The organism is Kistimonas asteriae (assembly GCF_018263925.1).
Classification (GTDB): Bacteria; Pseudomonadota; Gammaproteobacteria; order Pseudomonadales; family Endozoicomonadaceae; genus Kistimonas; species Kistimonas asteriae.
The window spans coordinates 148,219-171,625 of sequence record NZ_JAEVHF010000001.1 but is presented as its reverse complement, the minus strand read 5'-3'; the positions used below and the strand labels follow the sequence as shown (position 1 = coordinate 171,625).

18 protein-coding genes are annotated in these 23,407 nt (G+C 51.0%); 9 read left to right on the top strand and 9 right to left on the bottom strand.

Features of this window, described 5'->3' with window-relative positions; translation table 11 throughout:
• Nucleotides 1-160 precede the first annotated feature (160 nt).
• Nucleotides 161-1,645 (top strand): YfcC family protein, encoded by a 1,485-nt coding sequence (locus KHS78_RS00790; protein ID WP_343216853.1) that lies wholly within the window; start codon nucleotides 161-163, stop codon nucleotides 1,643-1,645.
• Nucleotides 1,646-1,712: 67 nt separating this feature from the next.
• On the opposite strand, the gene KHS78_RS00785 is transcribed toward KHS78_RS00790, so the two are convergent.
• The 3 genes from KHS78_RS00785 to KHS78_RS00775 form a co-directional block, all read right to left on the bottom strand.
• The gene (locus tag KHS78_RS00785; RefSeq protein WP_211824264.1) at nucleotides 1,713-2,261 is read right to left on the bottom strand and encodes a PepSY domain-containing protein; all 549 of its coding nucleotides are present in this window, start codon (nucleotides 2,259-2,261) and stop codon (nucleotides 1,713-1,715) included.
• A 140-nt stretch (nucleotides 2,262-2,401) separates the two neighbouring features.
• Nucleotides 2,402-3,790 carry an amino acid permease gene (locus KHS78_RS00780; protein ID WP_211824262.1) on the bottom strand — a complete coding sequence of 463 codons (1,389 nt, stop codon included), beginning with the start codon at nucleotides 3,788-3,790 and terminating at the stop codon, nucleotides 2,402-2,404.
• A gap of 199 nt (nucleotides 3,791-3,989) precedes the next feature.
• Nucleotides 3,990-5,243: a valine--pyruvate transaminase gene (locus KHS78_RS00775; protein WP_211824260.1), complete on the bottom strand. Its 1,254-nt coding sequence runs from the start codon at nucleotides 5,241-5,243 to the stop codon at nucleotides 3,990-3,992.
• Nucleotides 5,244-5,430: 187 nt separating this feature from the next.
• Here KHS78_RS00775 and KHS78_RS00770 point away from each other — a divergent pair, with 187 nt between their 5' ends.
• From KHS78_RS00770 to KHS78_RS00760, 3 genes are all read left to right on the top strand, one after another.
• On the top strand, nucleotides 5,431-6,699 hold the full coding sequence (locus KHS78_RS00770; RefSeq protein WP_211824258.1) for an alanine racemase: 1,269 nt from the start codon (nucleotides 5,431-5,433) through the stop codon (nucleotides 6,697-6,699).
• 91 nt (nucleotides 6,700-6,790) lie between these two features.
• Complete coding sequence (locus tag KHS78_RS00765; protein WP_211824256.1) at nucleotides 6,791-7,618, top strand: hypothetical protein; 828 nt, start codon at nucleotides 6,791-6,793, stop codon at nucleotides 7,616-7,618.
• A 69-nt stretch (nucleotides 7,619-7,687) separates the two neighbouring features.
• Nucleotides 7,688-8,287 carry a YiiX/YebB-like N1pC/P60 family cysteine hydrolase gene (locus KHS78_RS00760; RefSeq protein WP_211824254.1) on the top strand — a complete coding sequence of 200 codons (600 nt, stop codon included), beginning with the start codon at nucleotides 7,688-7,690 and terminating at the stop codon, nucleotides 8,285-8,287.
• Nucleotides 8,288-8,354: 67 nt separating this feature from the next.
• Here the strand turns inward: KHS78_RS00760 and KHS78_RS00755 are convergent, their stop codons facing one another.
• The 3 genes from KHS78_RS00755 to KHS78_RS00745 all read right to left on the bottom strand — a co-directional run bounded on the left by KHS78_RS00755 (nucleotide 8,355) and on the right by KHS78_RS00745 (nucleotide 13,387).
• Nucleotides 8,355-9,743 (bottom strand): aminopeptidase, encoded by a 1,389-nt coding sequence (locus tag KHS78_RS00755; protein WP_211824252.1) that lies wholly within the window; start codon nucleotides 9,741-9,743, stop codon nucleotides 8,355-8,357.
• A 75-nt stretch (nucleotides 9,744-9,818) separates the two neighbouring features.
• A complete protein-coding gene (locus tag KHS78_RS00750) occupies nucleotides 9,819-11,336 on the bottom strand; it encodes an oligopeptide:H+ symporter (RefSeq protein WP_211824250.1) in 1,518 nt (505 codons plus the stop codon).
• A 791-nt stretch (nucleotides 11,337-12,127) separates the two neighbouring features.
• Nucleotides 12,128-13,387 (bottom strand): cation:proton antiporter, encoded by a 1,260-nt coding sequence (locus tag KHS78_RS00745; RefSeq protein ID WP_211824248.1) that lies wholly within the window; start codon nucleotides 13,385-13,387, stop codon nucleotides 12,128-12,130.
• A 631-nt stretch (nucleotides 13,388-14,018) separates the two neighbouring features.
• Here KHS78_RS00745 and KHS78_RS00740 point away from each other — a divergent pair.
• The 3 genes from KHS78_RS00740 (at nucleotide 14,019) to KHS78_RS00730 (ending at nucleotide 16,625) form a co-directional block, all read left to right on the top strand.
• The gene (locus tag KHS78_RS00740) at nucleotides 14,019-14,828 is read left to right on the top strand and encodes a transporter substrate-binding domain-containing protein (RefSeq protein ID WP_211824246.1); all 810 of its coding nucleotides are present in this window, start codon (nucleotides 14,019-14,021) and stop codon (nucleotides 14,826-14,828) included.
• A gap of 80 nt (nucleotides 14,829-14,908) precedes the next feature.
• Nucleotides 14,909-15,898, top strand: coding sequence for an amino acid ABC transporter permease (locus KHS78_RS00735; protein ID WP_343216852.1), 990 nt, complete (start codon nucleotides 14,909-14,911; stop codon nucleotides 15,896-15,898).
• On the top strand, nucleotides 15,882-16,625 hold the full coding sequence (locus KHS78_RS00730; protein ID WP_211824244.1) for an amino acid ABC transporter ATP-binding protein: 744 nt from the start codon (nucleotides 15,882-15,884) through the stop codon (nucleotides 16,623-16,625). Before KHS78_RS00735 ends, KHS78_RS00730 begins: the two co-directional genes overlap by 17 nt.
• Before the next feature lie 455 nt (nucleotides 16,626-17,080).
• Here the strand turns inward: KHS78_RS00730 and KHS78_RS00725 are convergent, their stop codons facing one another.
• Nucleotides 17,081-19,486, bottom strand: a complete 2,406-nt coding sequence (locus KHS78_RS00725) for a hypothetical protein (protein WP_211824242.1) — start codon at nucleotides 19,484-19,486, stop codon at nucleotides 17,081-17,083.
• Nucleotides 19,487-19,722: 236 nt separating this feature from the next.
• On the opposite strand from KHS78_RS00725, the gene KHS78_RS00720 reads away from it, so the two are divergent.
• On the top strand, nucleotides 19,723-19,974 hold the full coding sequence (locus KHS78_RS00720; RefSeq protein WP_211824240.1) for a YkgJ family cysteine cluster protein: 252 nt from the start codon (nucleotides 19,723-19,725) through the stop codon (nucleotides 19,972-19,974).
• Nucleotides 19,975-19,996: 22 nt separating this feature from the next.
• On the opposite strand, the gene KHS78_RS00715 is transcribed toward KHS78_RS00720, so the two are convergent.
• Together KHS78_RS00715 and KHS78_RS00710 are read right to left on the bottom strand one after the other, a co-directional pair.
• The gene (locus KHS78_RS00715) at nucleotides 19,997-20,506 is read right to left on the bottom strand and encodes a MaoC family dehydratase (RefSeq protein ID WP_211824238.1); all 510 of its coding nucleotides are present in this window, start codon (nucleotides 20,504-20,506) and stop codon (nucleotides 19,997-19,999) included.
• Complete coding sequence (locus tag KHS78_RS00710) at nucleotides 20,427-21,440, bottom strand: alpha/beta hydrolase (RefSeq protein WP_211824236.1); 1,014 nt, start codon at nucleotides 21,438-21,440, stop codon at nucleotides 20,427-20,429. Before KHS78_RS00710 ends, KHS78_RS00715 begins: the two co-directional genes overlap by 80 nt.
• Nucleotides 21,441-21,631: 191 nt before the next feature.
• Between KHS78_RS00710 and KHS78_RS00705 the strand changes: the two genes are divergently transcribed.
• Entirely contained in the window at nucleotides 21,632-23,329 is a 1,698-nt protein-coding gene (locus KHS78_RS00705; protein ID WP_211824234.1) for an AMP-binding protein, read from the top strand.
• The last annotated feature ends 78 nt before the right edge of the window (nucleotides 23,330-23,407 follow it).

Here is a 23,407-nt window from a genome sequence, read left to right as displayed (position 1 = left end):
GTGTTGGCCGGTTACCGGAGCGTCGAAGTGTTCAGCGGTAGGGTTCGAAATGTGCCTTTCTCTGTTTTCCTGCGACCCGCGTTATCCGTTGACTACCAGTGACTAATGGCTTTGGTGGCTGTCACTATGACTGACGTCTACATGGTGCTGGCTGACAGCCGTGTCAGCGCCGGCCGGTCTGGCAGGTCCGGTTCCCGCCTCCCGGTTCCATGAACAGGCTCTGAAAAAGGTCTTTTCAGTCATGAAGCAGTTCAAGTTTCCTTCGGCGTATACCATTCTTTTTCTGATTATCATTTTTGTCGCAATACTGACCTGGATTGTGCCAGCGGGTAAATACGACACCCGTCTGGATGAGGCGATCGGTAAGGATGTACCTGTTGCCGGTACTTATCATCATGTCGAACCCAACCCCCAGGGGTTTGAAGATGTGGTGCTGGCGCCTATTGCTGGCTTCTATAACCCGGAGTCCTATGAGGCCAACGGTATTGATGTGGCCCTGTTTGTACTGATCATTGGTGGCTTCCTGATGGTGGTCACCAAAACCGGAGCCATTGATGCCGGGATTGCAAAAGCGATGGAGGCGCTGCAGGGGAAGGAAAAATGGATGATCCCCCTGCTGATGGTGCTGTTCTCGTTGGGGGGGACTATCTACGGGATGGCGGAGGAGAGTCTCGCGTTTTATCCGTTACTGATACCGGTCATGATTGCCGCAGGTTACGATGCAATGACGGCGGTGGCAGTGATTCTCGTGGGTGCCGGCATCGGTACGCTGGGTTCAACGGTCAATCCGTTTGCCACGGTTATCGCGTCGGATGCCGCCGGGGTCTCCTTTACGGATGGCATTCTCTTGCGGCTGGTTTTCTATATTGTCGGGCTGCTGATCTGCATCGTGTATGTGATGCGTTATGCGGAGAAAGTGAGGCAGGATCCGAAGGCGTCGATGGTGGCGGATATGTATGAATCCAATCGGGACCACTTTTTAACCTCCACTGACGCCAGTGATGTGCCCGAGCTGACCGGTCGGCGCAAGTTGATTCTTTTGCTGTTCCTGGTGGCATTCGGGATCATGATCTGGGGGGTGGCCGCCGAAGGGTGGTGGATGGCCAGAATGTCTGCACTGTTTCTGGTGATGTCGATAGTGGTTGCTTTTGTGGGGCGGCTCAGTGAGTCGGAATTTACGGATACGTTTGTCGATGGTGCCAGGGATCTGCTCGGTGTGGCGTTGATCATCGGTATAGCGCGCGGCATCGTGGTGGTCATGAATGGCGGCATGATTACCGATACGGTGTTGTATTGGTCAGAGCAGGCCGTTAGTGGACTGTCTTCTATTGTCTTTATCAACGTCATGTACTGGATCCAGATCCTGCTCTCCTTCTTTGTGCCATCCAGTTCAGGGCTTGCGGTGCTGACCATGCCGATCATGGCGCCATTGGCTGATTTTTCCGATGTCGGTCGTGATCTGGTTGTCACGGCTTATCAGTCTGCCAGTGGTATTGTAAACCTGATGACACCGACCTCCGGTGTTGTGATGGGGGCGCTGGCCATGGGGCGGGTGCCTTATGAGAAATGGTTAAAGTATGTCTGGCCGTTACTGTTGATTCTGACCATTGGCCTGATGATAGGTCTGAGTCTTGGGGCGATATGATTCGCCATGTTATATAGAAAAATGCGAGCAAGGTGCTCGCATTTTTTATTCCCGTGATAATGTGCTTTTAGCCGGTAGGAGTAAGTTTCCGTGCCTTGTCAGAGAGTACGGCGCCGGTTTTCTCGTCAACGACCATGGTACGTTGCTGCTTGAGTTTGTCGATATAGTAAATCACCCGAAGTTTCCGGCCGTTTTCCTGTTCAAGCCGGGTGCGGACAATTTTCTTTACGTGGTACTTTTCCTTAACCTCTTGCAAGATTTTTTCCAGTGGTATGACGTCGGCTTTTTCCGGGAATTTATAGGGGTGGTCATCCAGAATTTTGCCGTTGGTTCGATCCAGCGTCATGATCCAGGCGCCGGTGTTGTCCGGCATCAGGTAGTAGATTTTCTCGACGTGCTTACCTTTTTGCGTGGTTTCCGAATACGTGTTGATGATCCGCATGCCCGGGTGCTTGTCTTTTGCCTTGACCAGCAGTTTTTCCAGCGGCATGACCGGAGCATCGGATTGAGTCTGGTGGGTGGCGGTGCCTCCGGTCTGGCTGGCAAAGGCGGGCAGGGTGGCGCAGGTGATCAGGCTGCCACATGCGATAGCGACGGAAATCTTGAACGCTTTCATGAGATTCTCCTTGGGAGACTACTGGGAATAACGTAGAAGGGAATCTCCGGTTTTTCCATTGGGTCTGATGGTTGTTTGGTGTCGTATGATTACCGGCTCAGGCAGAAAAAAGGCGCAGACAGTGCTGCGCCTTGGGTGTTTTATCCTGCGGTCGTCACGCAGGTATCGGATTCTGTGGCGGGAGGGGATTTTTTCCACAAAATCCAAATATAGGCAGGGATACCGCCAATTAGGAGGAGGAAGCCCCAGTACACGGTTTCCATGCCGCTGCCGCCCAGTGCCCAGAGGGAGTAGGAGAACGCCAGCAGGGAAATGACAATGTCGCGCTTGGGAATAATGGTGCCCAGTTTTTCCCGTTCACGAATTTGCAGTACCAGACGCGCCATGGTCGACATGGTGTAGGGCAGCAGCGTTGTCATCACGGCCAGGCTGATGATGAAGTTGAAGGCGCCCACCAGGCCGCGGCTGTAGTTGGTCAATACCAGCAGGGTGACCAGGATTGACGAAATGATAATGCCCAGGGCCGGGGTGCCACGCTTGGAGAGTCTGGCAAAGCTTTCCGGGAACAGGCCGTCACGGGCGGCAGCCATGGGGATCTGGGCGGTCATCAAAGTCCAGCCGTTCAGTGCGCCAAGGCAGGAGATGATGGCGGCAATACCAATGACGACGGTACCGGCCGGGCCCCACAGGATGGCTGCGGCATCTGCAAATGGGGCGGTGGATTGCGCCAAATCAGCGGGTGAAATCAATCCCATCAGAGAAATTGTGGCAATGATATAAAGGACAGCCGCGAAAAGTGTGCCCAGAACGGTCGCACGGGGGATGGTTTTTTCCGGGTTGTGCACGTTCTCTGAAGGAACGGTGGCCGATTCGAGTCCCAGGAATGCCCACAGGCAGAGTGCCGCTGAGCTGGTCAGTGCGTTGAAGTTGCTGAGTTCGCTGGTATTGATGGTGGTGAAGTGTTCGGGGTTGATCTGGAAAATACCAAAGATGGCAATAGCCACAAGCGGCAGGGTTTTCAGAATAGTGGTGACCAGCTGGAACACACCGACAGATTTGACACCGCGACAGTTAATCCAGGCCATGAACCAGATGGTGCCTACAGCAATGCCGGCGCCCAGCATGGGGTTCTGGTTGATTTCCGGAATGAAGATGCCTAAGTAGCCGAGCATGGCGACCACGATAGCGGCATTGCCCGACCAGAGACCGATCCAGTATCCCCAGGCGATCAGAAAGCCCATGAATCTACCCAGTCCGGCACGGCAGTAGGCGTAAGGACCACCGGCGGAGGGGATCATTTGGCTGAGCCGGGCAAATGTCAATGCAAGGAGCAGGGCGCCGACGCCAGTGAACAACCAGCCGCCAATGCTGATGGGGCCATAGGCGCCCAGGGAGGCGGGTAGTAGAAAGATCCCTGAACCAATCATGTTTCCGACGACGAGGGCGGCACACATCCATACACCCAGTTTGCTTTTTTTGCCGTTCCCGGGCAGGCCTGCTGAGCCGTCTACTGTAGTCTCTATTGTCATCGATCAGCGTCTTTTTGGAAAAAGTGCGATCATAATATGAATATGTTATTTAGGTATATATTCGTAATATTCCTTTGGAATATGCGGTGCATGCCTATTTACACGATTTTCGGCTTTTTGATGTGCCTAGTGGGTGGGTAAAAAAGAGGCCCGTCCCCGTTCGCAGCCTGTGCCGGGGATGGGCCTGTCTGTTTCGTGGTTAGCGGTTGTATAGGCTCCGTACTTCGTCCGCAATAATGGCCAGCCCTTTTCTGACGGTTTCGGCGTCACGGGTGTAGGTGATGCGCAGGCATTCATGGCTGTGTTGCCAATCACTATCAATGCCCGGGAAGAAGTAATGTCCGGAAACGACCAGTACACCACGCTTCTTGAGGCGTTCGTAAAGTTCGAGGCTGCTGATGGGCAGATCCTTGAACCACAGCCACAGGAACATGGCGCCTTCCGGTTTATGCATATACCAGGGCAGATCCCCCATCAGCTCTTTGAGGTAACCGGTGGCCATTTCCATCCGTTCACGGTACCAGGGGCGAATATGCTGGTTGCTCAGTGTCATAATGCTGTCATCACGCACCATGTCGAGTGCCAGCAAGGCGCCGCTGCTGTTCGGTGCCAGGCTGATGATGGCGTTCATATTCGTCATGGCCGTGATGACTTCCTCACTGGCGATGACAATCCCGGTGCGGGTGGCGGGGAGTCCCAGCTTTGACAGGCTCAGGCACAGGATGATGTGTTCATCCCAGTAAGGTGTCGCGTCGGTGAAGATCAGGTTCGGGAAGGGCAGGCCATACGCGCCGTCAATGATCAGTGGGATATCATGCTGTTTGGCCAGTGCGTCCAGGTGTTCAATCTCACCGTCAGTCAGAACGTTGCCAGTCGGATTGGTGGGCCTTGATACACACAGGGCTGCCGTATCCCCGGTGAGATCCAGGGCATCGAAATTGACCCGATACTTAAAGGTATGCTCGTCGATAAATTCGAATTCGGGTTTTTCCGCCGCGAAAATATCCTGTTCAATACCGCTGTCGGCATAACCAATATATTCCGGAGCCATAGGCAGCTGAATGCGACGGTGCAGGCCCTGGCTGTTCTTACCGGCAAACATGTTGAACAGCATGAAGAAGGCCGACTGACTGCCGTGGGTCAGGCAGATGTTACGTTCTGACAGGTTCCAGCCAAAACGTCGCTTGAGCATCGCAGCCAGTTCCCGCAGAAAATCCTTTTCGCCCGCCGGTGGATCATAGGTGCCGACAAAACGCGTAAACTCTTTCTGGTTGTCGAGAATGCGACTCAGACGTTGACGGAATACCGCTTCTACTTCGGGCAGATGGGCGGGATTGCCACCACCCATCATAATAATATCGTCGTTACCGGCCAGCGCGTTGCCCAGGTCATCCATCAGCGAGAGGATGCCTGAATGTCCCGTGAATTGTTCGCCAAAGGCGGAAAGCTTCATACCTACCTCATCTCTGCCGGTGAATGCGATGGCTGACTATCTTACAGCCTGATCCTGCATTTGAGTACGGGCTTTTAAAGGGCAAAAGTGAATCCATGGCGTGTTGTTAAGGTGCGCCGGAAAAAGGTATGTGGTACGATCGTACCTCATTAAAATAATTACAGTTTGATTACAGGCAGGACTCAGGATGCTCTGGTTGTTTGTTGCTGTTGTGGTACTCGTGGTAATTCTATGGCCCAGAAGTCAGGGCAAGCCCTACGATCATTATTTCTCGGCATTGAACCAACTGGTGCGTCAGCAGATGCCGGGGTGTCCGGTGCTGATTGTTGATCTGGACCGTGTGGATCAGAACCTCGAGCGGGTCAAGGCTCACTTGGGGGACCCATCCCAGGTACGGATAGCGGCCAAGTCTCTGCCATCACCGGAATTGATTCGTTATTTGCTGGAAAAACTGGGCAGTAACCGGTTGATGTCATTTCACCTGCCGTTTCTTCTACAGCAGTTTCGCAGTTTTCCTGGCAGTGATTTCCTGGTGGGGAAACCCTTTCCGGTCACTGCGGTCAAGACGTTCCTGCGTAACCTCTCCGACGAAGAAAAGGCACGAATCGTTGAAATTCAGTGGCTGATTGATACCCCGTCACGTTTGCATCAGTACTTGGCGCTTGCCAGTGAGCAGGGGCTGCAGTTCAGGGTGAATGTCGAAATCGATGTGGGCCTGCACCGTGGCGGGATTCAAACGCTGGAAGCGCTTGATCAAATGATGGCGCTGATCAATGACCATCCTGAACACCTCGTTTTTTCCGGTTTCATGGGATACGACGCCCACCTGGCCAAGGCGCCGGCCTTACCCTGGAAGCAAGGTGAGGCGCGTCAACAGGCCCGTTCCGAGGCGATGGCAATCTACCAGCGATTTGTGAATCATCTGCGCGAGGCGTGGCCGGATTCCTATCGGGATGATCTCTGTTTTAACGGGGCAGGGAGCATGACCTACCAGCTTTATCCGGAAGGTGACAAAGGCTGCCTGAATGACTTTACCATTGGCTCATCGTTCGTGAAGCCAACGGATTTTGACCTGCCCACACTGGTTGACCATCAGCCGGGCATGTTTATCGCCACACCGGTACTCAAAAAACTGGATGGCCTGGTGATTCCTTTCCTGGAGCGTTTTGCACCCTGGCTGGCCAAACTGAATGTGAACTGGCAGAAGGCGTTTTTTGTCTATGGTGGCTGGTGGAAAGCCAAACCCTGCGCGCCTCAGGGTTTGCGAAATAATGGCATTTATGGACGAAGCACTAACCAGGAAATGCTGACGGCCTCGAAGGGCACGGGTTTGAATGTTGATGATACGGTGTTCCTGCGCCCCACCCAGAGTGAGCGGGTGATGCTGCAGTTTGGCGGTATTCGGGTCGTGCGGGGTGATGAAGTGATTGGTTTCTGGTCCGTCTTCAAAGAGTGATGGATGGTTGCGGTGGTGAGATGTCTGACGCTTCTGTCGTGGTGTTTTTGGCCGATAACAGCGATACATTGTTATTGTCTGAGCACGCAACATGGATTACGCCACTGAAAAAGAAGCAGAATACGTTCCAGAGCCACTGTCACTTGCCCGGTGTATAAGGCGCTGTCAGCCTATTGCGCAGCTTGCTGGAAAACGTCTGTCACTTCAAACCATCGGAAGTTTGCAGAAAGGGTTAGCGGAGCTTTGGCTCGAACCTGCAACAGCGCATCCGGACTGTGCCAGTGTTCGTGCCGATTTTGCCTTGATGGCGACAGGACTGGTTCGGTGTCATCGCCGCAGCGGATTGTCTGTCGCCGAGCGCGGTGCGCTGAAACGGTTGTCTGATACGGATGTTAAACAGGCGGTCTCTTATCTCCGGGAACAACCGTTATATTTATGTCGCTCTGCCTTGCATACCCTGCATGCTTTGCCAGCCAACCTGATCCGGGATTTCTTTGGCAAGACATTAACCACGGATTCCGATAACCCAACCGCCTGTTTGTTCAGTGATCTTTACACTGTCGGGCTGTTTAACAGCCATCAGGTCACACTGGAAGGATTTGACGATGTTGCTGCAGAATTGAATCGCTGGCAGGCGCAGCGTCAGCAGGTGGATCCAGCCTGTATGGGGAAGTATCTCCAGCAGCTTGAAGCGCAGTTATCTACATCGCAAGATGTGGCAGCCGTTCAGCGATTACAGCGAAAGCTGGATGATGCGATCCCTTTCTGGCGCCTGGGCCAGTGCCTGCAGCGGCACTATTTCCGGGTGAAACTGCCAAACAATCCGGGGCTGTCAGCATCGCTTTCCATGATCGGAGATCATCTGTATCGGAGCCAGGTGGAGACGTCATTTCCCTGGCTGCTACATCAGCAGCCTTGATACCGGTTTGTTCTATTTTGCCTATACTCAGCGCCACCTTATTGAGAACACAGCTTCGCACCGACCCTTATGACCGCGCAGATTACCCTGTTACAGCCTGGAGATTTGTTGTTTCAGCAACGGCCAGGGATCGCCTGTGGTTGCGAGGCGATACGGCAAGTCTGTACCGGTATTGATGGTTACTTAATTGATCATGTGGGGCTTTATGTGGATTCGCATCATGTGATTGAAGCGGTCAGCCCTCGCGTACATTGCATACCCGTACAGGATTTCCTGGCGGGCTCTGTGACGGATGCAGCAGGTAACCCCAGAGTGCTGGCATGTCGCCTGAAGCCCGAGTGGCAATCCTGCATTCCCCGGGCAATCAGAAAGGCGGCGGAGTGGCTGGGGATGCCGTATAACCGGGATTATGGCCAGCGAAAGGATTCCTATTACTGTAGCGAATTGGTTGTCGATGCCTTTTGTCATGCCAATGAAGGTGTTTTCCTGTTTGAGGAAACGCCGATGAATTTCCTCGATCCGACAACCGGCGTATTGCTGGATTTCTGGATTCAATACTATCAGGGCATGGGAAAGGCAGTACCTCAGGGGAAACCCGGCTCTCATCCTGCCCATTTATCCCGTGCAAAATGTCTGAGGCCGTTGTTCAGTTTTGGGCGCTTTATCTGACAACGATTCACCAGGATGAATTCAGGGAGTCGTTGCCAGATTTAGCGTCTAATAACCGATGAAACGATCAGTCATAAAAGGCCTGATACGCTCGGTAGATTTCGTGAATATCAAATTTTGAGGCAATTTCCATCGGCGCGTGCATGGATAGCAGGGCCGCACCGGCATCAATGGTGCGAATGCCATAATGGGCCAGGAACATAGCCACGGTACCGCCACCGCCTTCATCCACCTTGCCCAGCATGCCGGTCTGCCATTTGATATCAGCTTCATCGAACAGGGCACGGAGTTCTGCTACAAATTCCGCATCAGCATCATTCGTGGCGACTTTTCCGCGAGAGCCAGTGTATTTGGTCAGAACCAGGCCATGGCCCAGTCGCGCAGCGTTCTGTTCGTCATGGACAGATTTGAATAATGGGTTGATACCGGCATTCACATCCGAAGAGAGTGCCCGTGAGTGCCACAGGCATTGGCGAGTGGCCCGGCTGCAGAAGTCCCCATTTCGGCATTTGCCAACAATCTCTTCCATGAAATAGTCCAAATAACGGGATTGCAGCCCCGTACCGCCCGTTGACCCGATCTCTTCTTTGTCGACCAGGAAACAAATGGCTGTTCGCTCCGGAATAGTGTCCATGTCCAGCATGGCCTGCATGGAGGTGTAGGCACAGATACGGTCATCGTGACCATAAGCACCCACCAGACCACGATCCAACCCAACATCGCGCGCTTTTTCTGCCGGAACCAGTTGCAGTTCTGCCGAGATGAAATCGTCTTCTATTATGCCGTAGTCTTCATTGAGCTTTTTCAGGACGGTGTGCTTGACCTGATCCTTGATGGTTTTGTCTTCAATGGGGGTGGGGATAGAACCCACCAAGATGTTCATCTCTTCGCCCTTTAGCACCTCTGACGCTTTACGCTCGCGCTGTACATGCTGATCCAGATGTGGAAGAAGGTCGGGAATGGTAAAGACGGGATCGTCTGCCTTTTCGCCGATGGTCAGGGTCACTTTGTGGCCATTTTTCAGAACAATCACGCCATGCAGTGCCAGTGGGCGAGAAGCCCATTGGTATTTTTTTACGCCACCGTAGTAGTGGGTTTTCATCAAGGCCAGGCCGGTATCTTCGTACAGAGGATGCTGCTTCAGATCTAGGCGGGGGGAATCCAGGTGAGAAACCACCAGGTTAGTGCCATCGGTAATATCCTGTTGGCCGATCACCGCCAGTACCAGGTTTTTGTCCCGGTTGTTGAACCACACTTTGTCACCAGGCTTAAAAGTATCTTTGCTGTCGGCGGGAAAAAAGCCCCGGGCTGTCGCCAGACGGATGCCTTCTGCGACACATTCGCGTTCGGTTTTAGCGGTATCCAGGTAGTTTTTATAGCTTTCGCAGAATTCAAAAATATCGGCTTTTCGCTCGGTGCTGGTGGTTTCCCAGCCGCTGTTACGTTGATAAAACATGCTTCTCCCCTTGGCCGGATGTAGGGTGAATCCGGCGCGGTTATCTATGAAACGTTACGATTGATGAAGACTGAATCAGGCCGGCACCGGTTCGCCATGCGAATCCTCTTTTTTCCTTGGCTCTTCCTCCCGGTGTTCCATGAAGCGATTCAGTTTCGGCACCATGAAGGCAATCAGCAGGGCGATAACTGCGGTGACAACCCCCAGAATGATGAAGTAGTCACCATAGAGCTGAAGGCTGTCCATGGGGGTGATGTTGCTGCCTTCCGATGACGAGAACCCGGCGACCCAAGCGCCGGCAATGGAAGCCAGTGCCAGGGTCATGTTCCAGGCGCCAAATGTGAAGGCACGCATGTGAACCGGGAACAGCTTGGCGACCACTGACATGCCCAGGGCGCTGATCAGCAGTTCACCAATGGCAAAGAAGAAATTCGGTGTGAAGATCCAGAAGGCGGACACCATGCCATTTTCATCGGCAAAGTATTTGGAAATACCTGCAGAACCGAAGGCAATAGCGCAGATCAACATACCCAGCGCGTACTTACCCGGCATGGACAGGTCTTTGTTACGGGCGCCGAGGTAGCTGTAAATTTTCGCCAGTACAGGGCTGATCACAATGATCCAGAATGGGTTCAGAGACTGGTACTGGACCGGATCAATCTCAAAGCCAAATACGAAGGGCTGCACATTATTAATGGCAAAGAAGTTCAGGGAGGTGGGCATCTGGTTGTAGAGGACAAAGAACACCAGCGCCTGCAGCATGAGCACCATGCCGACAATCATCCGTTTGCGGTCCGCCGGGGACTCCTGGCGCATATGCCGGACAATCAGCACACAGATGACAATGGCGGAAACAGCCATTAGGGTCTGTGCCAGCGGCAGGTTGGTCAGCAGGTAGGTGGCGGCGCCAACGGCCAATAGGGCTCCCCCGGTAAAGGTACCCAGCTTGCGGGCGCCAGCTGGTTTAAGGTCTGGCGCTGAACCGGCTTTTCTCATGGGGCCACGCATCAGGATCAGTCCGATGACGTTGATCGCCATGCCGGCGCCGCAAAGCGCAAATGCCAGCGTCATGGAAATGCTGCTGGCGATCGGCGGAATCACCAGCATGGTGGTGAAGGAGCCAACATTGTTCACCATGTACAGGTACGTGAAGGCACCATCCAGGCGAGGATCATCTTTGCCATCATAGGCGCTGGCGAGTACCACTGGCGGGCAGGTGCTGGCCGTGGCGCGGCCAATGATGACAAACCCCAGTCCCAGGAACAAAGGCAGGGTCGTTTTGTTGACGGCGGAAAACGCCACCAGGAAATAACCGATACTCTGGAATGCAGTACCGATGACCAGGTTGCGTTTGGCACCGAGGTAATTATCGGCAATCCAGCCACCGATAAAGAGCAGGCCGGCGCCAAGGGCGGTATAACCGCCAAAGATGGCAAAGGATGTCGCTTCACTGAGTTGCAGGTATTTATTCAGATAAACCGGTAACAACGACCATAAACCATAAAATGAAAAAGCCCACCAGAATTGCCAGAACAGAAGAATATAAAACGTTGCGGGGTGTTTTTGTGACGTGGTCTTTATGGATGTGGGCATAGGACTTCCCTCTTTCTTATCCCAATAGCCGATCGTTCCATGGTTTAATGGCTAATCAGTCAATGAATGGCTTCAATAAACAGGGCTGTTGTTAAACAACGGAACGATTGTTTTTCAGGCAGAATTGGCTGAAATCAGTTGGTGCTGCTTTTTATTAAGTAAGCATGGTTAACTGATTATTGTTCCCCGTCAGGTCAATATGACGGTCAGTGGTTTTCTGTCCTGAGTCAAGTGCGGGCGTATTTTGCGATGGCTGAGAGGTCTGAGTTTTGATCTGTGGCAAAGGATAGCTGTGGTGAAATTTTTGCGTTCTGGCTATGTATTCGCTGGCTTATGCGGATAATCATGTTGTTTTTATTGGGTTGATAATATTTTCTGATTTTTCTAAATGTGTGGAAAATATATTTGAAATTGAAATATGCTTAATGGAAAAGTGTTTTCAGTGTTTGTTTAATTATTGTGAAATTGAACAATTAAACAGTTTTTTGGTTTTGTTATTGTTGTGTTTAAATTGTGGAAAAAAACCTGTTAATGGATGGGTGTGTAATTATTTATTTTGTCGAAAAGTGTATGTGCGAAATATTTTTTCAATAGATTGTATGGCGATGACAAAGTAAATGTTGTGTAAGCTAATGCATGACTCTGAAGCGGGCTAATGCTTACGCTTGATCATTAATCATCTTTTCTTGAGCCAAAATACCTGCCCATCGTCGGATGGGCAGGTAAGCATTCAGACTATCTCCAACACGCTGTGCATGTTTCGACGTAACGTGTGCGGTTATCCTGTGTCCTCACCGGGAGGGGTTCTTGAGCTTAAGAAAATCCATCAGGCGCTCAATCGTTGTTCCCTGAATCAGGAGTGAGAACAGAATCACAGCCAATGTCATATGAATGATCGCGCCCCGTTCCGGCATATCGACGGGTATGGACAACATCAGAGCAACGGGAACGACTCCGCGTAACCCACCCCAGAACATAACGGCCTTGGCCTTGTTATCAACCGGGGAACTTTTGGGTAACCGGTTACTGATGGGCAATAACAGGTACACAACCAGGAAGCGGGCAAACAAGACCACGGCAATGGTCAGCAGCAGGAAGGGGGTGTTCTCGTAAAGGTGATCCATATCCTTGAACAGGAAATCTTCCTGCATACCCAGCAGCAGGAAAATAAAGCTGTTGGCGACAAAGGCCATGAATTCCCAGTAAGGGCCAAGGTATTGCTGTACGGGCTCGCATAGTACTTTTTTTGACCAGGTGCGGGTGACGATACCGGCGGCGATCGTGGACATCACGCCTGACATGCCAAACACGTGATCAGCAATGATGAAGCTGGAATAGGCCAGAATGGTGGTCAGGGAGATCTGTACATAGGGAATCGCATGGCCAAGACGCAGCAGGAACAGCATGGCGATGCCCAGAATGGCGCCAACGGCAATACCACCAAAGAAGACCCGGCAAAAATCCCAGATGGCCATGAAAGCGGTATCCAGCCCAAAGCCCTGTCCGGTTTGCAGTACGGCCATGACAATCCCAAACATGACAATGGCCGTGGCATCATTCAACAGGCTTTCTGCATCCATCAGCAGGGCCATGCGCTCGGGAGCCCCCACTTCCTTGAACAGGGCAATGACAGCGACGGGGTCCGTGGCGGAAATCAGGGCGCCAAACAGGAGCGCTCCCGCCATCGTCATGGGTGTGTAATTGCCGATCAGGCCTGCAACCACCAGGGTGGATAAGACAACCCCTACAATGGCCAGCATCAGCACCGGTACCAGCTCCTTGATCAGCATGGGCAGCTTGATGTTGATCGCGGCATCGTAAATCAGTACGGGGAGCATGACGTACATAATCAGGTCATGGGTCAGCTCAACCTGGAGCACGGGGGCGAGAAAATCCGAATATTTGGCCAGTAACCCCAGCGCCATCCCTATCACCACCAGGCCGATGGTATAAGGCACCCGCAGGAACTTGAGCCAGATGGCAGAGCCTGTGGTCAACATGAAAAGACCGGTGAAAATTAACACTGGCAGCGCCAGGTCGGCTTGATGCATGGCTAACCTCGTTGTGTAAAGACAAACGTATGCAATGTGACCCTGAGCCCTGGGCTCAGTTGTTTAATCGGCAAGTGTCAAAAGCATAGGAGTACAGCGTGCAGCTGAGCAGGGTTTTTATCGATATACGAACAGGGCTGACAGATGAAGACGCGAGGAGCCAGCCTTGAAGCCCATGCACAGGAATGGGTAGACCCAGGACCGCTATAGACTGGAAAAAACCGTTTATACACTGTAACCACGGCTGGCAGTAAAAAGAAGCATCAATCGCAGAAATTGATCGTCACGAGCAATGGTATTTCTTATGTGGGAAATAGATTTCTCTGATGGTGATTCCCTGTCTCGTTTCCACGCTGTTTATTGTTTTTCCAGTAGACCTGTCTTTCGTGAGGATCATATGACGCATCATAGAGCAAATGTGATGGTTGTCCTCAGGATTATGCGTGAACGATGACGGTATTTTTGTGCTTGGGCCTGAATATTGCTTTCTAAATGGTCTGTATTTATACGTATGTATCAGTACAATGTTGGCCTGACCGGGTGATTAATGGATGTCAGTTGTCGTCTGCATGGGGAGCGCAGGCAGGGCACAGGTCTCGGTATTAAAGAACAAAAATGACGGAGTGAGACAATGAGAAAGATTGCGTTAATGCTGACCATGTTGGTCGCCGTGATGGGCAATGCCTGGGCGTCCAGCAACAGCCTTTGGGAGCAGTCGGCGCTGAACCGTATCATGAAAGACGGGGTGCTTCGGGTTGGGCTGGACTCCGGCTACATGCCGTTTGAAATGACCAGCAAGGATGGCAAGTACATCGGTTTTGATGTCGATTTTGCCAAGCAAATGGCCAAGGCCATGGGCGTTAAGCTCGAGATCGTCAATACCGCCTGGGATGGCATCATTCCCGCACTGATGACCGATAAATTCGACATCATCATGTCCGGCATGACGGTGACTGCCGAGCGTAACCTGCAGGTGAACTTTGTTGATCCCTATATCGTTGTGGGTCAGACCATCCTGCTGCGCAAGGGGCTGGAAGGCGAGATCAAGAGCTACAAGGACCTGAATGATCCTAAGTTCAAGGTCATCTCCAAGCTGGGTACAACCGGTGACTACGCCATCAAGAAATATATGCCGAAGGCTGAGTTGCGTCTCTTTGAAACTGAGGCTGATGGTGCCCTGGAAGTGGTTAACGGCCGTGCGGATGCCTTTGTCTATGATTTGCCCTATAACGCGATCTATTCCGCACAGAATGGTAAAAACCTGGTGCACATTGACCAGCCTTTTACCTATGAGCCACTGGGCTGGGCCATTCGCAAGGGGGATCCTGATTTCACCAACTGGCTGAATAATTTCCTGCGCCAGACCCGCGGTGACGGTACCTATGACAAGATCTACAACCGTTGGTTCGCAAACTCTGACTGGCAGAAAAAACTCAAATAAGTCCTGAGTGTTCGCCGCTACCTGTCCAGTCGGATGGGTAGCGGGAGACAGGTCAAACCAATCAGGAGAGTTTCAATCCGGTGTTTGGAAGTAAACCCGTGACGGGCCAGCCGAAGCAGATGGAAAAACAGCCTAACCAGCTTCTCTGGAATCTGGTGTTTTTGGGTATCGTGTTTCTGACGGGCCTGGGTATCTACAAGTCGAGTCAGTCCATAGATTATATCTGGCGCTGGGAGCGCATTCCGCAATACCTCTTTTATCAGGCTCAGGAAGACTATATCGCCGAATTTGACGGCGTCGTTACGCTGGGTGAAAACGGTGCCGTACAGCTGGTGTCTGACGATAACCCCGATACCGTGCAGATAGCCATGCAGCCCCAGTTGCTCTTTGCAGACGACGGGGATCTTGTGTTTGAAGGTGACAGCTTCGCGGCCATCACTTACTGGGAAGCCGGGCCACTGGTAGACGGTATGGTGATGACAATGCAGTTGTCGCTGGTGTCGATTGTGATGGCGATTATTATCGGCACCATCACCGGGCTTTTTCGTATATCCAATAATCCAGCGTTGAAGAAACTGGCCATTCTTTATATTGAGCTGGTCAGGGGGACGCCATTACTCGTGCAGATTTTCCTGGTCTATTTCTTCCTGGGGTCTGTACTGGATATGGAGCGTTTTACCGCCGGGGTGATAGCACTCTCGGTATTTACTGGCGCTTATATTGCTGAAATTGTTCGAGCAGGCATAGAGTCGATTTCCAGGGGACAAATGGAAGCTGCCCGCAGCCTGGGAATGGGCTGGCATCAGTCCATGCGTTACGTGATTCTACCTCAGGCCTTCAAGCGTGTTTTGCCTCCATTGGCCGGCCAGTTTATCAACCTGATCAAGGATTCTTCACTGGTTTCCGTTATATCCATCACTGACCTGACCAAGGCAGGGCGGGAAGTGGTCAGCTCAACCTTCAGTCCGTTTGAAGTGTGGTTCAGTGTGGCGCTCTGCTACCTGATTCTTACCGGCGTGTTAAGTCTGCTGGTGCGTAAACTGGAAGTGAGGTATGCCGTCAGTGACTGATTACATTATTCGTGCAACCGGGGTCGAGAAGATCTACCCCAACGGGGTGCATGCCCTGAAACAGGTGTCGGCGGATATTGCTGAAAGCGAAGTAGTGGTGGTAGTCGGCCCCAGCGGTTCGGGAAAATCGACCTTCCTGCGTACGCTGAATCAGCTGGAAACCATCAATGACGGTGAAATTGTTGTCGACAGTATCTCCCTGACCACGCCTGGTGATGTCAATGCCTTGCGGGAAGAAGTGGGGATGGTGTTCCAGTCGTTTAATCTTTTCCCGCATCTGACGGTACTCGACAACATCTGTCTGGCGCCGCAAAAAGTCAGAAAACTTAGCCGGGCGGAGGCGGAAGATCGTGCCAAGGCACTGCTGTTGAAAGTTGGCTTAAGTGAGAAGGCAGACAGTTATCCGCCGCAGTTGTCAGGCGGTCAGCAGCAGCGTGTCGCCATTGCACGGGCGCTGGCCATGCAGCCCAGGATCATGCTCTTTGATGAGCCAACCAGTGCCCTGGATCCGGAGATGGTCGGTGAAGTGCTGGATGTCATGAAAGATCTGGCGAACTCAGGTATGACAATGGTTGTCGTGACCCATGAGATGGGTTTTGCCCGGGAAGTGGCGGACAGGGTGATGTTTATGGAGTCTGGTGAGCTGCTTGAGGATAGCAAGCCGGATGACTTTTTTGATAATCCACAGGCAGAACGGTTGCAGGCTTTTCTGAAGCAAGTCATTTGAGCCCGGTTTGATATAGGGCATTGTCGCTGGAGTATATAGCCTCTAAAGTGAGAGGCTATATATCATGCTTATCATGAGATGTTATTTTTTGCCTGTCCGTGAGAATGAAACGTTGTCATTTTAGTTCAATGTTTCAATTCATTTTTTGTCCGGTGGCGAGGTTCTGCATTAGTTTCGTTTGGAAGGTATGCGCTTAATAGTTGGCTTTTCGCATGGCTCTTTTGCAGTAGGTGGCAGGCACAGAAAAGCCTTCTAACAAAGGAAATCTATTAAACTGGAAAACGGGTTAGCCTGAAAGTACTGGTTTATTGTCACATCCATATGATGTGTTTCATCGGCGTTCAAATCCAAAGCTAATTACACTTGATGTTTAGGTATTGATACTTTTTATCCTCATCTGTGAACTATGTAATAGAGCATCTTTACACTGTCGTGAATATTATTGTTACCTATTCTTAGTGTTTTACCTGAATACCTGTTCTGTGGTTAGACTTCAGCGCGTTAGCTTTTTGGTTGTCAATGAGTGTAATCAACTCATCTTTAAAGAACTGCTCTTTCCCGCGAATCACTTTAATGTCTATGCCAGCCGTCATGGCTTGATCAAGCTGTTCCAGTAGTTTTCTCAACTGGTCGGGCTGTCCTGCCAGTTTCAGTACATCAGACATTACTTCCGCCTGGAGTTTATATTCTTCGCCTTCGATCTGACCTGTTATTTTAGCCACAATAAAATCAGCCGTGACGGTAGGAGGAATTGTATTTTGGTCATTTTTATCTTGCTGTACCGTTCCCGGTTTATGGGGCTGGCTATCATTTCCTGAATGTTCTTTGACGTCAGATTCGACCTGCTTTTCTTTTAGCGGTGTTGTTGATGTGGCAGGTTTTTGATGTTGTGCCTGTGTCAGCTTGGCTGGCTTTTTAGGTAGAGGCGGCTTGGCTGATCGAGTTTCAGACTTTTGGGTTTCTTGTGTTTTTATCGTGCTTTGATTTTCTGATTCATCCTGTTTTTTAGGTAATACAGGTTTTGGTTTTAATGCTGGTTTACCCTGTTGATTTTCAGGTTTTTTGGTTTCTTGTGCTTTTGCAGTGCTTGTGGATGTTAATTCATCCGGTTGTTTGATGAATTTTGGTTTTGGCTTGAGTGCAGGTTTTACCTTTTGAGCGATTGTTTGTGAGGGCTCATTGGTTTTTGCGATGCTATTCAGTATGTGTTTATCTGGCTTTTTGGGAAGTTCAGGTTTTTTCTTGTATGCTGGTTCATCTTTCAGGGTTTCTGTGTTGGTTGTCACTTGTTGTTTTGTACTTCCTTTAAGTGTTAACCCTGTTGGCTTTTTGTTTGGGGCAGGTTTTTCTTTTATAGGGGGCGTGGTATTTTGGGGCAGCGACTCTGTACTTTGTTCCTCACCTTTCGTGGTTTTATTGGTCTCTTCTGCCTTGTCTGCTAATTCAGTTTTTTCTGGCTCAAGTTTGTTTAACTTTCCTGATGCCCTCCACTCTTCAGCGGTTGTTGATGACTCTGTTGCGAGTTCTTTTAAGATAGAGCGTGGCAGATGTGTTTCGAGGAAGGTGTCGTCAACGGATGAGCGATGTGATGCGGTGGCGCTTACTGTGGCGTCATCCATAACATTCTGCTTTTCTGCTTTTTCAAGTGAGACTGCTTCAGTCATGTCTGGAGCAAATTGTTTACGCTCCGTGGCAGGAGCATGATTCAGTATATCTTTACTGCTTGGTTTCATGCCGTGCTTTTCAATTAATGTTTCATGTACTTCTCTAGTAATATTTTCTATGAATAATGTTCTGTTATCGTTAAGTGCCTTTTCTGTAGATTTGAAATCCAGGTTTAGAAGTGTTTTAGTCATACTGTCATATCGTTTTTCGAATTTTTTGATTGTTTTTGTTTTTATTTCTTCGAAGGATTTACCTTCTTTTTGCATTTCTTTAATCCAAACAGAAAAAGCAGTATTAGCCATGTGGCTTTTAACAGAAGAGTTAACGATTTTTTCGGTTGTTATTAATGTGGTTCCAATGTTGATGTTTGTTTTGGGTAGGTTTTTTATTTCCAGTTTTATTGCTTTGATTAAAGCATGGTCTATCTGGTTAGCATGCATTTTATAGTTTATTTCTTTCCAGCCAAATAGATCGACAGGTACCTCTCTTTTGATATGGTTTGAGTATTCGGCAAATTTATTCTCTATGCGTTCATGTATGGTGGCGATTAATTCGAGTGCAATGGCCAACGGGTCTGTATTGCTCTGGTGGATAACAGTACGCGCACTCGTTAGTTGTAGTTGTGTCTTTTCGTGATCAAAGCGTTGCATGAATACATCCATGTATTCGGCCATTTGTTCTTCATTAAATTGTTTTTTTTCATATTTGTCAGCGGCAAAAAGAGCCATTCGTTGTATGTCACGTTTGTCTGCGAATGACATGTTTTTCATTGATTCAATAATCTTTTTGAAACCTTTTTTACTTGTTGCCCCACCTCGCTTTGTTAGGGTTTTATTCATTAATTTCCATTCGGACTTTTTTGATAGTCTGTCTATGGTTATGTCAATGGAATCTTTCTCGGTTTTTCTGGAGTTGACGATCTCTTCGTGATCTTTAATGTCGCCTTTGAAGTTTTCGGGGGTGGGTATTGTGCCTGATTCGGGCGAAGGTGTGGTGACGTGTATGCTGGTATGATCGCTGATTGGTGTTTTTTTATTATGTGTTGTTTCAGTTGGAATCTGTTTTTTTGCATCAATAATGGTAATTGTTCGAGTGTTCTGCTTGCCGGATTTGGCTTTATCTGTTTTTGTGAATTTGCTCAGTGCCTGCCTGGCATAGTTTGCCAAGCGATTCTGGCTCAATAACTTTGTGCCCACAATAAAGATTCCTTGAGCATTATTAATCTTAATAGTCTAGCAATTTTAATTTCTCTGAATCGTCAATCAAATAATGCTTTTTGATGAGTTTCTTGATTTTGAAGTTTTATATTTCAAATTGTTATTATGGTAGTGTCCGTCTGCCCCTTTAGGGATTGTTCTCAGTCGACCCATCGTATGCAAATCTGTAAAATCTTCGTATTTTCCTATTCTCGTCTTTTGAATACCGGATGACTATGATTTGCAGAGCTGGCTGTGGTGCCTGCTGTATCGCCCCCTCAATTTCCACCGCTATACCCGGTATGCCAAATGGCAAACCTGCGGGTGAACGCTGTATTCAGCTGGATGATCAAAACCGCTGCCTGTTATTTGGCAAGCCGGAGCGGCCTTTGGTATGTGGCCAGTTTTCAGCCGATGAATCGGTTTGTGGTGTGAGTAATGCGGACGCATTGGCGACGTTGATTGATCTTGAACAGCTGACAGCCTGAGCTGCCAGCTTTCATCAGAAGGTTACATGCCTTCTATGATGACATTGGGGAGGTGAGCCCGCTCAACGCACACATCCTCTGTTGCAGGCATGACTTCAGCAGTCCCTTTCACCACGGCTTTTCCGTGCTGGTTGATGACGTCAGTCCGGATCAGTGCCTTCTTTCTGCGTTCATTTTTCTCCAGAACTTCCAGCTCCACCGTGAGGGTGTCGCCCAGCTTGACCGGGCGCAGGAATTTCAGCTCCTGGCCGCCATAAATGCCGCCGGGGCCGGGCATGACCATAGCCAGTGCGGCAGAGATCAGCGAGCCTGTCCACATGCCATGGGCGATACGCTCGCCGAATTGGGTGCCGGCGGCAAAGGTTTCATCCAGATGAACGGGGTTATAGTCACCGGAGACCGTGGCAAACAACACCAGGTCTCGTTCGGTCAGTGTACGCTGGTAGGTGGCCTTATCGCCGATCTTCAGTTGGTCGTACGGGGTGTTCCGCAGGGTCTGGTTTGGCTCTGGGTTCGAGCGCTGCAGAGTCATCGCCTCGGGCTCCTTGTTGCAAACGGCCATCCAGCCAGGCAATCAGTTGCTGCTGGACTTCTTTGCTATTGGTTTCGTTAAACATTTCGTGTCGGCCACCGGGGTACAGCGCCAGTTCTACGTCCTGGATGCCGGCAGTTTTCAGTTTGTGACACAGCCTTTTCAGTCCTTTGCCGGCAGCACCCACAGGATCGCGATCGCCGCCCAGCACATAGAAGGGTAGACCGGAATCGAGTTTTTTCAGGGCAGAAACCGAATTGATCGACAGGAGTCCGTCAAACAGGTCAAGCCAGAGCTGATTGGTACAGGAGAAACCACAGAACGGGTCGCGGATGTAAGTATCTACTTCGTCTGCATCCCTGCTGAGCCAGTCAAAATCCGTACGGGTCGGAGCAAAGGACCGGTTGTATGCGCCGAACGTCAGGGCGTTGATCAGCGGGCTGGTGCCCCTTGGTCCCTGGCGAATGGCTTCGAAGCGGGCCACCAGGCGACCAGCATGCAGCAGGGGGCGCGGCGCATAGTTGGATGCCGAGAGTATACAGCCTGTCAGCTGCGGACGGTAGACAATCAGAAATGCCTGGGTGATGAAACTGCCCATGCTATGGCCCAGCATGAACACCGGGCGGCCCTGGCTGCGTTCACGGATGAAGCTGTAGACCGTTTGGACATCGCTCAGCACCCGGTCCCAGCCGCTGCTGTCAGCGTAATGGCCAATGTTATCGGTGGGTGTTTCCGGGCCGTGGCCGCGGTGGTCGTGGGCAATGACCGTGTAGCCGGCGTCGTTGAGTGTCTGGGCCAGGTGATCGTAGCGCGCGGCATATTCGGCCATGCCATGGTTGATGATCACAAACCCTTTCGGGGTGTCCAGATGCCAGTATGAGGTGTTGATGGAGCGACCATCCTGTGCCGGTAGGGCGAGAATCTGAGCCTGCATGTCGCGGTAAACCTTTTTATTGTTCAGTCATGGTTTGTATGGTTACAGCAGTTGCAGGCGATGACAATCCCACCGCTACCCGAAACCTATCAAAAATGGTACCCTTCCGGCCGCAAAGCGGTCGGCCAAAGAGAACCGTTCAACGGACGACAACGGCATATAGTGCAACGCATGATCAGGAGCAAGACAGTATGAGTGAGCACTTCTGGAAGGATAAATATCCCGAAGGGATCCCCTCAGATATAGACATCGAACACTACCGTTCCATCCTCGATGTGCTGGAGGAATCCCGGCAGAAGTTCGCGCACAAGCCCGCCTTTTCCAACCTGGGTAAAACCATCACTTATGGTGAGCTGTATGAGCTGAGCGGTCGGTTTGCCGCATGGTTGCAAAATGAGACCGATCTGCAGCCCGGTGACCGGATTGCCGTGCAGATGCCGAACCTGATCCAGTTCCCTGTTGCCGTCTTCGGTGCGCTGCGGGCGGGGCTGATCGTGGTCAACACCAACCCGCTGTATACCGAGCGGGAGATGGAGCACCAGTTCAATGATTCCGGCGCCAAGGCGCTGGTAATTCTGGCCAATATGGCCCATATGGCAGAGAAGGTAGTGCCACGTACGGGCATTCGTCATGTGGTGGTGACGCAGGTCGGCGACATGCTGCCGTTGCCCAAGCGGATACTGGTAAACAGTGTCGTTCGCTATGTAAAAAAGATGGTGCCTTCATGGTCCATTCCCGGCGCACTGGGTTTTAATGAAGTGTTGTCGGCGGGCAGCCGGCACACGGTCAAGGATCATACGTGCGATTCACAGGATGTGGCCATCCTGCAGTATACCGGTGGCACGACCGGAGTGGCGAAGGGCGCGATGCTGACTCACCACAATATCCTGGCCAACATGATGCAGGCCAAGGTGCTGATGGCGCATAACCTGGTGGATGGCCAGGAGCTGATGGTGGCACCGCTGCCGCTTTACCATATTTATTCGTTCACCTTCCATTGCATGATCGGGATGACCACCGGTCAGCACAACCTGTTGATCACGAACCCCCGGGATCTGCCGGCCTTCGTCAAGGAACTCCAGAAAGTCCGTTTCTCAGTCTTTGTGGGGCTGAACACCCTGTTTGTAGGCTTGATGAAAAATCCGGATTTCCTGCAACTGGATTTCAAGTCCCTCAAGTTGACGCTTTCTGGAGGGATGGCGCTGCAGTCTGATACTGCAAACCGCTGGCAGGAAATTACAGGCTGTGAAATCAATGAAGGTTATGGGATGACCGAAGCCTCACCGGTTGTCACGGTTAACCCGTTGGGCGCCAACAAGGTGGGTACCATCGGGATGCCTCTGCCATCTACCGAGTTGAAGCTGATTGATGAAAATGGTGTAGATCTACCATTTGGTGAAGTTGGCGAGCTGTGTGTCCGTGGCCCCCAGGTGATGAAAGGTTACTGGGAGCGTCCTGACGAAACGGCTAACACGTTGACCGAAGATGGCTGGCTGAAGACCGGCGACATCGCCACCATCATGGAAGACGGCTATGTGAAAATCGTCGACCGTAAGAAAGATATGATTGTGGTTTCCGGGTTTAACGTCTATCCCAATGAACTGGAAGATGTGTTGTCGGCACATCCCGATATTGTTCAGTGTGCCGCCATTGGTGTGTCGAACAGCAAGACCGGTGAAAGCATCAAGATGTTTGCCGTGTCGTCCAATCCGGAACTGACTCAGGAAGCCGTCATAGCCTTTATTCGTGCGAGTGTGACGGGCTACAAAGTACCGCGTCAGATTGAATTCCGTGATGAGCTGCCGGTGACCAACGTAGGCAAAATCCTGCGACGTGAACTCCGTGATGAAGAGCTGGCCAAGTTGAAACAGGCCAAGGCGGCAGAGTAATCACCGTTTGAAAAAGGCCGGGACGCCTGAGCGTGCCCGGCTTTTTTTATGGTGACTTTGCAGAAAATACCGTGTTTT